Here is a 13,491-nt window from a genome sequence, read left to right as displayed (position 1 = left end):
CCCAACAGTAAATATTTGGCATCATGCAAGCAAGAGGGATTTTATTAAATTACGAAGGTACCATTGACACGAATGGTCAGCACTGGGGCGCCATTCTATGGCATAAATTCCAGAAACACGTTGCCGGTTTAGATAAATCGGTATTTAACCGGGCTTATGCCTATTCCGAAAATGTGCTGGCCTCGGAAGCCATCATCCAACCCAGTCACGTTTTTCTTGATGTACTGGTGCATAAGATTACCCAGCAGTTTCATTACCTGACCAATCAGGGTTATCAATTGGATTATACGGCCATCAGCACCATTGCGCAGGAATGCAACAACCTGGCTGTCCGGACCCTCCGTAAGACCCAAAACATTTTGGAGAGCTTGTCCAGTACATTTCCCATGGTGTTGGTAGCCAATTTTTACGGGAACCTGAATGCCGTGCTTGCAGAATTCGGTATCCGGAAATATTTTTCAGATGTGGTTGAGTCCAGCATGTCCAACATGCATTTTAATACGGAAATCTACGAAAAGGGTGTGAGCCGCCTTGGTTATGCTGCGGAAGAATGTGTGGCGGTGGGCGACTCATACAACCGGGATATCCTGCCCTCCAAAGCAGTAGGATGCCAAACCATCTGGCTGAATGTGATGGGATGGGAAGAATGGGGAATTGATGAGTTGGACATTACCGACGCTGAAATTGCCGACTTCAGCCAATTACCCGGCTTGTTGGAGCCCCATTAGGACAGGGCTTTTCAAAATTCCCTTGGTATCTGCCCAAAAATATGCATATTGGGGTCCTCAAAAGACACCCAACGTATGCAAGTAAAAAAATACTCCGGTGAGCTTGTTGAGTTTGATGTAAACCGTTTGAAAGGTTCCTTATCCAAATCGGGCGCCTCACCGGATGTGGTCGACGAGGTGTGGGACACGATGAAACCCATGGTTTACGACGGGATCAGTACCCGGGACCTCTACAAACTTGCCTTCCGATTATTAAAACGAGAAGCTGATTCTTTTGCCGCCCGATACAGCCTGAAACGTGCCCTGCGGGATTTGGGACCGGCCGGTTATTTTTTCGAACAGTGGGTAGCCAAACTGTTTGGCCACGCGCACTATCAAACCCTGACAGGCCAGTTGCTGGTAGGCAACGCCGTAACCCACGAAGTCGATGTCGTGGCTCAGAAGGACGACGAGTTGCTGCTTGTGGAATGCAAATTCAGGAATACGGAGGATGCCAAAATCACGGTCACCACTCCCATGTATTTTCTCTCCAGGGTAAAGGATTTCGCAGGGCGCAAGTTTTCCTTTTTCGGTAAACCCACTGAATTTACCGCGGGCTGGCTGGTCACCAATGCCTACATGACCACTGATTCCATCCATTTTGCCCAATATTACGGTTTAAACCTCCTGTCTTGGGATTATCCGGCAGACAGCAATATCAAACGCCGCGTTGACAATGCGGGTTTGTACCCCATAACGTGCCTTACAACGGTTACGAAAAGCGAAAAAGATACGCTCCTGAAACAAGGCTGTATCCTGGTAAAGGACATTGTCGAGGATGAGACACAGCTCGACACGCTGCATTGCGCACCGCGTAAAAAGCGGCGGATCCTGCAGGAAGCGATCGAATTGGTAAATCATCAAAAGTCCTAACCCCATGAGTAATCCGTTTATCAAGGAGGAAAAGAAATTCATGGAGGGCGCCCGCACCCGATGGAAAGAGCTCAAATATGTTGGCGGCGTGGTCATGCAGTTTCTCAAAGGTTTCCGCGGCATGCACTTTATCGGCCCCTGTGTCACGGTATTCGGTTCCGCACGTTTCAAAGAAGATCATCCCTATTATGAATTGGCACGCAGCGTATCGCGGGAAATCGGAAAGTTGGGGTTTGCTATTATGACGGGCGGCGGACCGGGTATCATGGAAGCGGCCAACCGGGGGGCCAAAGAAGCCGGGGCGCTTTCCGTGGGATGTAACATTGTGTTACCCCACGAGCAGGCACACAACCCTTACCTCGACCGGTTTGTCACCATGGAATACTTTTTTGTCCGCAAAGAGCTGCTGCGGAAATACTCCTTCGCTTTTATCGTCCTACCGGGCGGCTTTGGCACGCTGGATGAATTTTTCGAAACGCTGACGCTCATACAAACGGGCAAGATTGAGCGGTTCCCGATTGTGGTGATGGGGGTAGGCTTTCACAAAGAGATCATCGCCCACGTACAGCGGATGATGGAAGAGGAAACCATCAGCCCGGAAGACATGGACCTGCTGCTCTTTACCGATTCGGTGGACGAGGTTGTGGAGCACATCCGCAAGCATGCCGAAGGATCGCCGAGCATCAAACTGGAGCCGCCACGGAAAGCCGCATGGCTGTTGGGTGAGAAAAAACTGAAAAGGGCCTGAGCATGAAAATCCTGTGGAAATACCTGAAGCCACAGCGTAACTACATTTACATTGCCCTGTTGCTGGCTGCGGTTGCGCAATTGCTGTCCATGATCGATCCGATCATTTTCGGGAAAATCATCGACGATTATGCCAACAATATGGGTGGGCGTAGTGAGCAGGAACTGGTCAGAGGTGTGTTGTTCTGGTTGGCTGTCGCCATTGCCATCGCACTGCTGGCCCGGCTGAGCCGCTCATTCCAGGAATATGTGATGCGGCTGGCCGTGCAACGGTTCGGTATGCAGATTTTCAACGACGGACTGAGACAGACCCTTCGCCTGTCGTTCCAGGAGTTTGAGGAGCAGCGCAGCGGCGAAACACTCGCCGTTTTGCAAAAGGTACGTACCGATACAGAACGTTTTATCGGTTCGGCCATCAACATCGTATTTTCATCGCTGGTCGGTTTTGGCTTTCTCATCTGGTATGCCGTTACCAAACATTGGGCGTTGATTCCTATTTTCTTGATTGGATTTGTGGTCATCGGTACCATTACGGGCATGCTGAGCCGCAAAATCAAGACCACCCAGCGGAGCATCAATCGCGAGACCACACGTATGTCGGGGATCATCACCGAATCATTGCGCAACATCGAACTGGTCAAAAGTCTGGGGCTCACGTTTCCCGAAATCCGCCGGATGCGTGTGCACACACAGACCATCTACGACCTGGAGATGACCAAGACAAGACGGGTGCGCTTTCTTTCGTTTCTCCAGGGCACCACGCTCAATCTGCTGCGGCAATCCATCCTGTTCACCCTCCTGTGGCTCATTTTCCGGGAGGTACTGACCCCCGGTGAGCTGATTACGATGCAGTTCATTTCCACCTCCATTTTTATGCCCCTGCAGGACATTGGCAACATCATTGTCCAATACCGGGAGGCCGAGGCTTCCATCCAGTTGTTTGACAACCTGATGGAAAAACCCATCGAGCGCAGGCCCGAGGATCCGATCCCCATCGGCCCCTTGGAGGAAATCTTTTTCGACCACGTGGTGTTCCGCCATAAAACGGCGTCGCAAAACGCCATTGACGACATTTCGTTTTCCGCCAAAACGGGTGAAACCATCGCATTTGTAGGCCCATCGGGCTCAGGAAAATCAACGCTGGTTAAACTGCTGGTGGGACTGTACCGCCCCGTTTCCGGCCGGATTTTGTTTAACGACATCCCCGCTGAGGAGGTGCGATTTAACGAGATGCGCCGGCAGATCGGCTTTGTAACCCAGGACACCCAACTATTTGCAGGTACCATCAAGGACAACCTGCTTTTCGTGAAACCGGATGCCACCGACGAAGAGATACGCAGTGCATTGCAGAAGGCCAGTTGCACGCAGTTACTGGCCCGTAGCGAGAAGGGCATCCATACCGTATTGGGCGAAGGAGGGCTGAAGCTATCCGGCGGAGAGAAACAGCGCATTTCCATTGCCCGTGCCTTGATACGGAACCCGCGTTTGCTGATCTTCGACGAGGCCACCAGCGCGCTGGATTCACTGACCGAAGAAGCCATCACCGAAACCGTCAGAGCAATATCGGGTGAACGCGAACAGATTACCGTGCTGATTGCCCACCGCCTATCAACGATCATGCATGCAGATCGTATCATTGTACTTGAAAAGGGCAAAATTGCGGAGACAGGCACCCACGACGAACTGGTAGCCGCGAAGGGGCTCTATTACGCCATGTGGCGGCAGCAGATCGGGGAACGGCGTTAAGAGAAACTACTCCAGCCCGAGGTTGAAGGTCTTCCTTAAGACATCGAGTGCAGGGTTCTTGGCCACCATCGCCTGGTATTTTTCCTGTGCGGTGTAAGGTTTCCGCACCACGTCATTCGCAACTTCTATCGGCACTAGGTCAATCGTAAAATTCCGCAGCTTTACCCGCAGTTCATTGAGTATATCGATCTTGGAGAGGTTCAGCAAATCCTGCTGGATGGGATTCTCTACCGTAACTCCTACCTTGAAGTCAGCCAACAGTTGGGGTGCGTTGGCCGTCATCAGCGTAAAGAGGTTGATTTTATTTTCTGCTTTCAGCTTATCGGCAACGGCATGCCACTCTTTCAATAGTTGATCGTGGTTAAACGGCTCCCTTGCTTCTCCGCTCAGCAATTCGGGTTCATCCGCTTCTGCAACTTCCTGCCTCTCCTCGAATACTTTATTCAGATCGGGAATGATATTGCCAAGTTTCACCTGCCCCCACGAGCGTGGTTGGGGATCGGGGACCGGGGATCGGTGGTGGGTGATCGGTGATCGGTGATCAGGGACCGGTGATGGGGGGTCGGGGGTTGCCTGGGTTGCCGGCGGCGTCTGGACGACAGGCTCCCGTGCCGGCATCTGCGTTGTGGCCGCCGACGTGGGTTGCTGATCAGCCTCCCCACCTACGGGTTCATGAGGCTTTTTTTTTTCTGCAGCTTCCCTTTCCGGAAATGTGGTTACACCGTTTTTTGCCAATTGGATGGCAGCGGCGAGATGGCACATTTTCAACAAGGCCAATTCCACCTGCAGGCGTTGATTCTTGCTGGTCCGGTAGTTGATTTCGCACTGATTGGCAATATTGAGTGCCGACAGCAGTACACCCGATGAAACTTCGGTTGATTGCTGCAAATACCGCTGGCGGATGGTGTCGCTGGTATCCAACAGTTTTAAGGTGGCAGGTTCCTTGGCCACCAGTAAATCCCTGAAATGGGAACTCAATCCACCGATGAAATGGCTTCCCTCAAATCCATGGGCCAATATTTCATCCAGGATGAGCAAAGCGGATGAAGCATCTTCTTTGAGAATAGCGTCGGTAAGGCGGAAGTAATATTCGTAGTCAAGGATGTTCAGGTTATCGATAACCGCTTGGTACGTAACCTGTTTATTGGAGAAGCTGACAATCTGGTCAAACATGGACAGCGCATCCCGCAATCCCCCATCGGCTTTCTGTGCAATCATATGAAGCCCATCCGCATCGTGGGAGATCCCTTCCTTTTCCGCGATGGAAGCCAGGTGGTTGGCCATATCCGCTACCTTGATACGGTTGAAATCAAAAATCTGACACCGCGAAAGGATGGTGGGCAGTATTTTATGTTTTTCGGTAGTAGCCAGAATGAATATTGCATAGGAAGGCGGTTCTTCCAACGTCTTCAGAAAAGCGTTGAAGGCCTGCTGCGAGAGCATGTGCACCTCATCAATGATGTATATTTTATACTTTCCGGTTTGTGGCGGGATACGTACCTGATCAATCAGGTTGCGGATGTCATCCACCGAATTGTTCGAAGCTGCATCCAGTTCGTGGATGCTGAAGGAATTTCCGTTTTGGAAGGATTTGCAACTATCGCATTCGCCACAGGCCTCGACGTCGTCCCGCAGGTGTTCACAGTTAATGGTCTTTGCCAGAATCCGTGCACAGGTGGTTTTTCCGACACCCCGCGGACCGCAGAATAAAAACGCCTGGGCAAGCTGGTTGTTTTTAATGGCGTTTTTAAGGGTAACGGTAATATGCTGTTGTCCCACCACCGTATCAAACGTGGCAGGCCGGTATTTACGAGCCGAAACAATAAAATTATCCATCGGTACGAAGATAGGGATTTCGCACGAAACTATCTACTGGACTTCATGGCTTTCACAACCTTTACATCACCGCTATTTACAAACCGTGCATATTCGTCTGTTTCGCGTCCGTAAATGGCAATTTTACCCTTGCTGTCGCTGTGGACACCCCAACCGTATCGTTTGGTAAGCGGAGAGGCTCTAAAACAGGGCTGCCCTTTGGAAAAGAAAAGTTTCCTCCCCCGCTCCAGTTCACCTTCGGTCAACTCGTTGCGCTCGGCATATACCTGAAACAGTACATCATCCGATGTAAATCGGTATGGATTTTTACTGACCAGCTCAAACTGGATATTTGCCACTGACTTTTTATCTCCTTTTACCGGCGGGATTTCGCCTACCGCTGTAGGACAGTCATCTGCTACCGCAATGAATGTGTCTTTGTAGTTTGTCGTATGCGCTTCCATCTTCACTGAATTTATAGTACAAATATAAGCTACCGGGTTGACAACGGTATGTCAGGGGGTCCTTTTAACGGAAATTAACATAATCGTTATTTAGTTGTTGTCTATATTTATAGTAAGTTTGCTTGCTTCAAAAATAGTTAGTTATGCACGTTTACGGAATCAAGAATTGCAATACGGTAAAAAAAGCACTGGACTGGTTAACGAAAGAAGGTATCGACTATACCTTTCACGATTTCAAAAAGGAAGGGGTATCTGATGAAAAATTGCGGACCTGGGAAAACCAAACCGGTTGGGAGCCGTTGGTCAATAAACGGGGTACCACGTGGCGGCAGCTTTCTCCGGAAGAGCAGCATGCGGTAGTGGATGCGGCATCAGCCAATCGATTGATGCAGGCGAAGACCAGTGTAATCAAGCGTCCCGTCATTGAAAGCCCCAAGGGAATTATTTTAGGGTTCGATGAAAACGAATATGCAGCTAAGTTAAAATAGGCAACAAATCAAACCAATAGCACATGAATAAATCAGTAATCAGTTTCTGCGGCCTTTTACTACTTTTAGGGCTTGTACCGGAAACACTGTTTTCACAAATCACGAAGAGCAATTACAATTACCAGGAAGCATTCAACCCGTTCTTTTACACCAACAACGGCAACGAATACCGGTCGGCCAGCGGCATGCCAGGCCCCAAATACTGGCAAAATGCTGTCGATTACAAAATCGCTGCAAAGCTGAACGACCAAACCCATGAAATCAGCGGTACCGTAACCCTGGAGTATACCAACAACAGTCCCGACGAACTTGACTTCATCTGGCTCCAGTTGGATCAAAATATGTTTTCACAGGAAGGGCGCGGCCACCAGATTGTTCCGCTCACCAAAAGCCGCTACGGCGATGCGCAGTCGGATTTCGACGGCGGCTACGATATTAAGTCCGTCAAGCTCAGCAGCGGCAAGGATGCCGAACACCTGATTACGGACACCCGCATGCAGGTATTTTTGCCTGAACCCTTAAAACCCAACGGTGGAAAAACGACGATCAGCATCGATTATTCTTACATTGTGCCCACCTACGGGGCAGACCGTACCGGTGTGTTGAAAACGCAGAACGGGGAAATTTTCGCCATTGCACAGTGGTTCCCGCGGGTGGCTGTATACGATGACATCCTGGGGTGGAACGTGGTACCTTATACCGGGCCGGGTGAATTTTACCTCGAATACGGCAACTATGAGGTGGACATCACGGCACCAGCCAATCACATCGTCGTGTTGGGAGGTGAACTGTTAAACCCCCAGGAAGTATATACACCCGAACAGCTGAAACGGTTGGAGCAAGCCAAAAAGAGTGATAAAACGGTCATCATCCGATCGGCAGAGGAAGTAACCCAGGCCAGCTCGCGTCCGCAGGGTAAAAAAGAACTGACCTGGAAATTCCGGCTTGAAAAAGCACACGATGTAGCCTGGGCATCGTCGCCCGCATTTATTATCGACGGTGCTAAGATCAATTTACCGAGTGGGAAATCTTCCCTGGCGCTATCTGCTTATCCGGTTGAAAGCAATGGCGGCAATGCATGGGAGCGCTCGACGGAATATACGAAGGCATCCATCGAATTCTACTCGAAGTTATTGATGGAATACCCGTATCCCGCAGCTGTCAACGTGGCTGCCAATCTCGGTGGAATGGAATACCCCGGAATTGTATTTTGTAGCTATAAGTCAAAAGCCGCAGGCCTATGGGGTGTAACTGACCACGAATTCGGGCATATCTGGTTTCCCATGATCGTAGGTAGCAACGAACGGTTTCATGCGTGGATGGATGAGGGATTCAACACCTTTATCAACGACCTATCTACCGAAGCGTTCAATGGAGGCGAATATTACCGCCCCATGGGCGATGCCAATCGCCTGGCGCAGGCACTGACACGGCCCGATTTGGAGCCCATTATGAGCACCCCACAGAGCATGCAGGAGCGCAATATCGGGACGCTTGCCTATGTAAAACCCGGGTTCGGCCTCACCCTGCTCCGTAACGAAATTCTGGGGCCCGAGCGCTTCGACCGTGCTTTCAAAGCCTATATAGACCGTTGGGCATACAAACATCCCACACCCGATGATTTTTTCCGGACCATTGAAAATGTGGCCGGCGAAAACCTCAACTGGTTCTGGCGTGGATGGTTCAAATATAACTGGCGGTTTGACCAAGCGGTGAGAAGGGTAGCTTACGAAGGCAACGATCCCGCAAACGGCGTACTGATCACGGTTGACAACCTGGAAAAACTTCCGATGCCGGTCGTGGTAGACATCACTACGAAAAGTGGAGATACTCACCGGGTCCGGTTACCGGTAGAAATATGGGAGCGCAACAGCTCCTGGACGTTCAGGTATCCATCAACGGAGGAAGTGATTGCCGTACAGTTGGATCCTGACAAGGTCTATCCCGACCATAACCCGGAAAATAACCGCTGGGAAGCCCCGGCAAAATAACATAACCAACTTATCGTGATAACATGCAGTGTTCGAAGTTTATAGCCACCTGTTACGTCAGATTTTTATTCAAAGCACTGCATGTTATTGCGGTGACCTTCTTATTTTCTAGTTACGCAATCCCAAGCATGGCCCACTCTGGCAGTGTTATCCAGCAGGACACCACATTAACCGGCTATGTACTGGAACTGGAAAGCGGCGAACCCTTGCCCTCTGTTGAAATCAAGAACCTAGCTACGGGTGCATTAGTGAAGAGCCGTACCGACGGTCAATTCAGCATTCCGGTAAAACGGAACCAGCGCCTTCAGTTCGAATATCCCGGATATCGTACAGATACCTTGGTTGTCGTCGAGTTTGACATCAAACGGGTGTACCTGACATCGGATGGCAGTACCATCCAGATTGACGAAGTACAAATACAGGCAATGACAGACAGCCGGTTGGCCGCCGAGATCAAACGGGCGGAAGAAGAAGGCCAGTTTACAGAGACTTCTCAACAACGGGGAGGGGTACGCGTATCGCCTTCGCGATGGTTCAGTAAGGAGGGGCGGCAAGCAAGACTACGCCATAAACGGCTACTAGCCGAACAGGAACGCCGGAAAATCGATGCACGTTTCACTCCGGAAATCATCACGTCGCTCACACCACTGGAAGGTGAAGACCTTGAACTGTATATGACAAAATACCGGCCCACTGTAGATTTTCTTTCCACAGCCAGTGATGCAGATTTGCGTCTTTATATCATGGACACCTATGCAGCCTTCAAAAAACTGACGCCTGAACAACGTGCGGATATTAAGGTACCCCAGAGGGAAAATCCCTAACTATCCTGAGGTTCCTTCACGTTCTACCCGGAAAGCTACTTTGCAAATAGCCCCATAGGAGGTTATTTCGCCCTCTTTTACATGCACCTTGAAATCTTTCACATACACCGAATCGATGTTGTCTACCGTAGCGGATACTTCTTTCACCGCGTTACGAACTGCATCGTCAAAACTGGAATCTGACGAGGCTATTACCTCAATTACTTTTACAATTGCCATAGTGGAGTTATTTAAAGTTTGAATTCGTGCTCCGTAACTAATCAACAGGAATGATATCGGTTTGTTTGGCCCTTTTTGCAGTTGGACACTACCCAGATGATGAAACCGTTGAAACAGTTTATCGAACTCGATCAATCTATATTCTCTCTCCTTACATTCGGCAGCATTCGTTTACGATTCGTATGAAAGCTGCTCTTATCCGGATACTGAAGAGGCCGCCCACTGGCAGCCTCTTCAGGTTTGAAGGAAATATCTGCGCCTTAACGGCCGCGCCGCCACAGGCGTTGCAGCAGCCACGTCACCGTGAAACTCACTACGGCACCGATGGCGGCAAGCAGCGCCGTACGCAGCATATCGTGCACACCCAACTGGCCGACAATGCTCAGCAGCGTACCACCTGTGGTACCGATGCCGAGTTGCTGGCTATTCTTCATCGCCTTCCCTCCCATCCTTTGCTGCGCCTTCCACCGCTTCCAGTACGCCCAACGCGAGCGCCAGGTATTTGGCCACGGCTACTACCTTGGGCGGCAGTTTCAGCGGTGAGGCGATGACCAGTTGGCTCGCCACGGCGAGTCCTTCCTTGATCCGTTCGTAGATTGTCGGCTTGCCCGCTTCGGGTAGCCCGACTGTATCTTGGTTTTTTTTCATTTTTTGATTTTCATAATAGATGTGTTTAAAATCACTTAGGAAACCCAACGAAACTGTAACGCTCGCTACGCTCACGCCACTAGGTTTCTTTTGGACTTCCTAAGGTCCTTCCCATCGCCCTTATATCCCCTCTCCCCTTCCGGTTTTACGTCTGCTGCGAAGGCAACCTAGGAGATCCCTGCGAAGCGGAGGAGATCCAGTTGGCGCGCAGCAGGCTAAAACTCGGGCTCCTCCTCTGCACCTGCCAATACTACCGTACCGGCATACTGGCTGATGGACTGCCGTGTACGTTCGCGATGGCGCACGAACGTCCACACGTGAAATTCATGGCCGGCGAAAATTGCCGGGAGTTCCAGCTGCAGCGCTTCGTCCTGCCTGATGGCCGTGCGGTTGGTGGTAAACAGCTGTTCCGTGCGGTTGTACAGCAAGACGAACACCTGGTCGTCATAGTACGATCCCTTCACCTCATCGGGTTCAATCGATTCTTCACTGAGATCCATCCATCCCAATGACAGGGTGTTTGGAGCATCCGAGGCCAATGTAAGCCCCACGAGCTTGTCCATATTGCCCTGGCTCACGGATACCTTTTCGAAGTCGATCCCGTAGTCGGGATAATCACCCGTGATGGCCTGCGTGATGAACAACTGGAGCCCGCGGTTGTACCCCGTGTTGCTGCCGCGCTGCTTGTCCTTGAAGCCCAGGTTGAGTATCCACTTCATCGGTTGGAGGAAGGACACCGCCAGCGCGAACTTTGCCCGCTGTGCCAGCTGCGCCGGTGTAGCCGGCTTCTTGCTCGGTTTGGGCAAGCTGCGCATGTAATTGATTTCGCGCCAGCTGCTGCCCACCGTGCTGCCAATGGTGCCTGAAAATGCACCGTTGATCCCTTTTTTGAAAATTGCCATAATTGAAAAAATTAAGCGTTAAAAATTCTGTTTGTTACTCCTGAAAGCATTTTTATACCGGTATTTCCGCTTTCTGGGTACAAACGTAGCCCGGGGAGCCCGCCCCGGAAACTTTTGGCAGTGATTGGCAGTAATTGGCACAAATCGCTGCCAATCACTGCCACTTCTTCGACAGTTGTTCGACAACCGTTCGGGAGTTGTTCGAGAATTGTTCGAGAATCATTCGGGAATTGTTCGGGAACTGTTCGGGAACTGTTCGGGTAACCTTCGGCAGCTGGCCGAACCGCAGCCGAAAGCAGGGCGAACCCATCCATACCTAATCCCGGATGGATGTGCCACGAAGGTCAGATCCGTCCGCGACGCTTGCTCTCTTTGCGTTCTTCTTCCAAATCGCTGGGGTAAAAGAAATCCGGCCCTTCCCACTTTCGGGGAGTGAGCTTACCATCCGCTATCCGGCGATAGTACGTCCGTTCACTGAAGCCCAGATATTTCAATACTTCGGGCAGGTGCATTTTAGGTTCATCCTTCGGAAAACTCCGGCGGATGAAGGCTGCGATTTCCGGCAGGTATTCAGCCAGTTGTTCCAGCAGGCCGCTTTTGATCAGACTGATGGCCACTGCTGCAATGGGACGCAGGTTTTCCTCGATGGACTGCAATCGTCCATCAAGGCTTTCGATGTGCTTTAACATAACATAGATGTGTTAAAGCCACCCAAACGGTGAGCCCGGCCACCGATACCAAATCAAAAAAACACCCGTGATGAGCTGAATACAGACCGCTTCACTGCTTGGAATCAGGTTGCTCCGGAAGGAATGGCAGGTTAAAAAAAATAAAATTAAATCAATACGCTTACGCGGTCAAGTCGGTTACCTTCTGTTTCATTGAATTAAAAAAAACCGTACGTTGCACCTCTGATGAACCACTCAGGTGAGTTGACTTCGATATTGTCTGAACCAGCCATTTTCCCGTTTCCCCGCACAGCCTGCTGTCGCAGGTTGCGATGCTGTTTATGGTATATAACTTCATCCGTACGGATTCCACGCCATCGCACTGCGTCAGCATGATACTGTTCCCCAGGTTAACCGGAGACAGGTATAGATGATAAGGCACGCCCCTATCATCTCCTTTTGCCGACACGGCAGCCCATTTCTCCATCCGGCCTATAAGGTCCAGCAGCTGGCCACAGAGCTTTGCGAGCGTATCGGTGTTGAAATCCCCCAGATCGCGGTAGTGCGCCATCAGCTGGAGTACCGGATCGAGGGTTTCCTCTGTCCAGATTTCAATGGTGGGCACCTGAAGGTAGGCCGAGGCGATTCTGCGGAATATTTCCCGCAATTCTGGCCGATCCGCCGAGTGCACAAACCGTTCATAGCTGCCCTTCACGTCGTTCATCGTGCGATTCCAGGCGTAGAGCTTGAAATAGGTCAGTTCCGCATAGGGCATGAAATGGAATATCGGAATATCGTCGGCGGCGAATTTCAGTTCCTTGCTTTCACCCTTGGAGAGACGTTCCATGGCGGCCTCCAGCCCCTTCATATACCGCAGATACCGTTCAGGTCCTTCCGCAGCGAGGGGCATATACCGGAAGGACACGGTGTCAGTTTCATGGACTGCCGCCGTATCCAGCGAGATACCATAGCGGCGGCACAGCAGGCATGCTTCTTCAAATTTGAGCGGCACACTGCACCGCATGCGGTCATAGGCTGCGGTGAGGCTGATTTCCAGCAATTCACTGATTTCATTGGCGAGGTTCATGTGGCTTGGTGACACAGATCTGATTAAATCAAACAGTCGATTTTGGTTTTGCATAATTGGATGTGTTTGGTTAAACACTTAAAGGTAATGCATAATTGATAAAAGCCAAAACCCGTTGGCCATTTAAATTTCCGGTTACAGCTGGCAAAGCAGCAAATTTTGACTTAAAACCCAAAAAAACAGGGGCTTGCTGCGGTTTTAACGGCTTTTCCGGAAAAACACTCCGATTGCTGTCCGTTTTTTCGGGAAATC

At 50.6% G+C, this 13,491-nt stretch carries 15 protein-coding genes; 7 read left to right on the top strand and 8 right to left on the bottom strand.

What is annotated here, in order from left to right:
* Positions 1–23: 23 nt before the first annotated feature.
* From IEX60_RS22975 to IEX60_RS22960, 4 genes are all read left to right on the top strand, one after another.
* Positions 24–728, top strand: a complete 705-nt coding sequence (locus IEX60_RS22975; protein ID WP_188753744.1) for an HAD family hydrolase — start codon at positions 24–26, stop codon at positions 726–728.
* 75 nt (positions 729–803) lie between these two features.
* A complete protein-coding gene (locus tag IEX60_RS22970) occupies positions 804–1,640 on the top strand; it encodes a restriction endonuclease (protein WP_188753743.1) in 837 nt (278 codons plus the stop codon).
* A 4-nt stretch (positions 1,641–1,644) separates the two neighbouring features.
* Complete coding sequence (locus IEX60_RS22965) at positions 1,645–2,388, top strand: LOG family protein (protein ID WP_188753742.1); 744 nt, start codon at positions 1,645–1,647, stop codon at positions 2,386–2,388.
* A 2-nt stretch (positions 2,389–2,390) separates the two neighbouring features.
* On the top strand, positions 2,391–4,133 hold the full coding sequence (locus IEX60_RS22960) for an ABC transporter ATP-binding protein (RefSeq protein ID WP_188753741.1): 1,743 nt from the start codon (positions 2,391–2,393) through the stop codon (positions 4,131–4,133).
* Positions 4,134–4,139: 6 nt separating this feature from the next.
* Here IEX60_RS22960 and IEX60_RS22955 read toward each other — a convergent pair whose 3' ends face one another.
* Entirely contained in the window at positions 4,140–5,969 is a 1,830-nt protein-coding gene (locus IEX60_RS22955) for a DNA polymerase III subunit gamma/tau (RefSeq protein ID WP_188753740.1), read from the bottom strand.
* Positions 5,970–5,998: 29 nt separating this feature from the next.
* Positions 5,999–6,412 (bottom strand): DUF6157 family protein, encoded by a 414-nt coding sequence (locus IEX60_RS22950; RefSeq protein WP_188753739.1) that lies wholly within the window; start codon positions 6,410–6,412, stop codon positions 5,999–6,001.
* A 143-nt stretch (positions 6,413–6,555) separates the two neighbouring features.
* Here IEX60_RS22950 and IEX60_RS22945 point away from each other — a divergent pair, with 143 nt between their 5' ends.
* The 3 genes from IEX60_RS22945 to IEX60_RS22935 all read left to right on the top strand — a co-directional run bounded on the left by IEX60_RS22945 (position 6,556) and on the right by IEX60_RS22935 (position 9,715).
* Positions 6,556–6,900 carry an ArsC family reductase gene (locus IEX60_RS22945; RefSeq protein ID WP_188753738.1) on the top strand — a complete coding sequence of 115 codons (345 nt, stop codon included), beginning with the start codon at positions 6,556–6,558 and terminating at the stop codon, positions 6,898–6,900.
* Positions 6,901–6,923: 23 nt separating this feature from the next.
* On the top strand, positions 6,924–8,891 hold the full coding sequence (locus tag IEX60_RS22940) for a M1 family metallopeptidase (protein WP_188753737.1): 1,968 nt from the start codon (positions 6,924–6,926) through the stop codon (positions 8,889–8,891).
* Positions 8,892–9,019: 128 nt separating this feature from the next.
* Positions 9,020–9,715, top strand: a complete 696-nt coding sequence (locus tag IEX60_RS22935) for a peptidase associated/transthyretin-like domain-containing protein (RefSeq protein ID WP_188753736.1) — start codon at positions 9,020–9,022, stop codon at positions 9,713–9,715.
* Here IEX60_RS22935 and IEX60_RS22930 read toward each other — a convergent pair whose 3' ends face one another.
* The 6 genes from IEX60_RS22930 to IEX60_RS22905 all read right to left on the bottom strand — a co-directional run bounded on the left by IEX60_RS22930 (position 9,716) and on the right by IEX60_RS22905 (position 13,293).
* A complete protein-coding gene (locus IEX60_RS22930) occupies positions 9,716–9,934 on the bottom strand; it encodes a dodecin family protein (RefSeq protein WP_188753735.1) in 219 nt (72 codons plus the stop codon).
* A 260-nt stretch (positions 9,935–10,194) separates the two neighbouring features.
* Positions 10,195–10,368: a hypothetical protein gene (locus IEX60_RS22925; protein WP_188753766.1), complete on the bottom strand. Its 174-nt coding sequence runs from the start codon at positions 10,366–10,368 to the stop codon at positions 10,195–10,197.
* Positions 10,358–10,582: a hypothetical protein gene (locus IEX60_RS22920; RefSeq protein WP_188753734.1), complete on the bottom strand. Its 225-nt coding sequence runs from the start codon at positions 10,580–10,582 to the stop codon at positions 10,358–10,360. The genes IEX60_RS22925 and IEX60_RS22920 overlap by 11 nt, the downstream gene beginning before the upstream one ends.
* 215 nt (positions 10,583–10,797) lie before the next feature.
* Positions 10,798–11,484, bottom strand: coding sequence for a DUF6266 family protein (locus IEX60_RS22915; RefSeq protein ID WP_188753733.1), 687 nt, complete (start codon positions 11,482–11,484; stop codon positions 10,798–10,800).
* Positions 11,485–11,828: 344 nt separating this feature from the next.
* Positions 11,829–12,173 carry a DNA-binding protein gene (locus IEX60_RS22910; RefSeq protein WP_188753732.1) on the bottom strand — a complete coding sequence of 115 codons (345 nt, stop codon included), beginning with the start codon at positions 12,171–12,173 and terminating at the stop codon, positions 11,829–11,831.
* A gap of 160 nt (positions 12,174–12,333) precedes the next feature.
* The gene (locus tag IEX60_RS22905) at positions 12,334–13,293 is read right to left on the bottom strand and encodes a hypothetical protein (RefSeq protein WP_188753731.1); all 960 of its coding nucleotides are present in this window, start codon (positions 13,291–13,293) and stop codon (positions 12,334–12,336) included.
* Positions 13,294–13,491 lie beyond the last annotated feature (198 nt).

Origin of the sequence: Parapedobacter defluvii (assembly GCF_014642075.1) — a bacterium.
Classification (GTDB): Bacteria; Bacteroidota; Bacteroidia; order Sphingobacteriales; family Sphingobacteriaceae; genus Parapedobacter; species Parapedobacter defluvii.
This window is presented reverse-complemented; position numbering and strand designations above follow the sequence as displayed.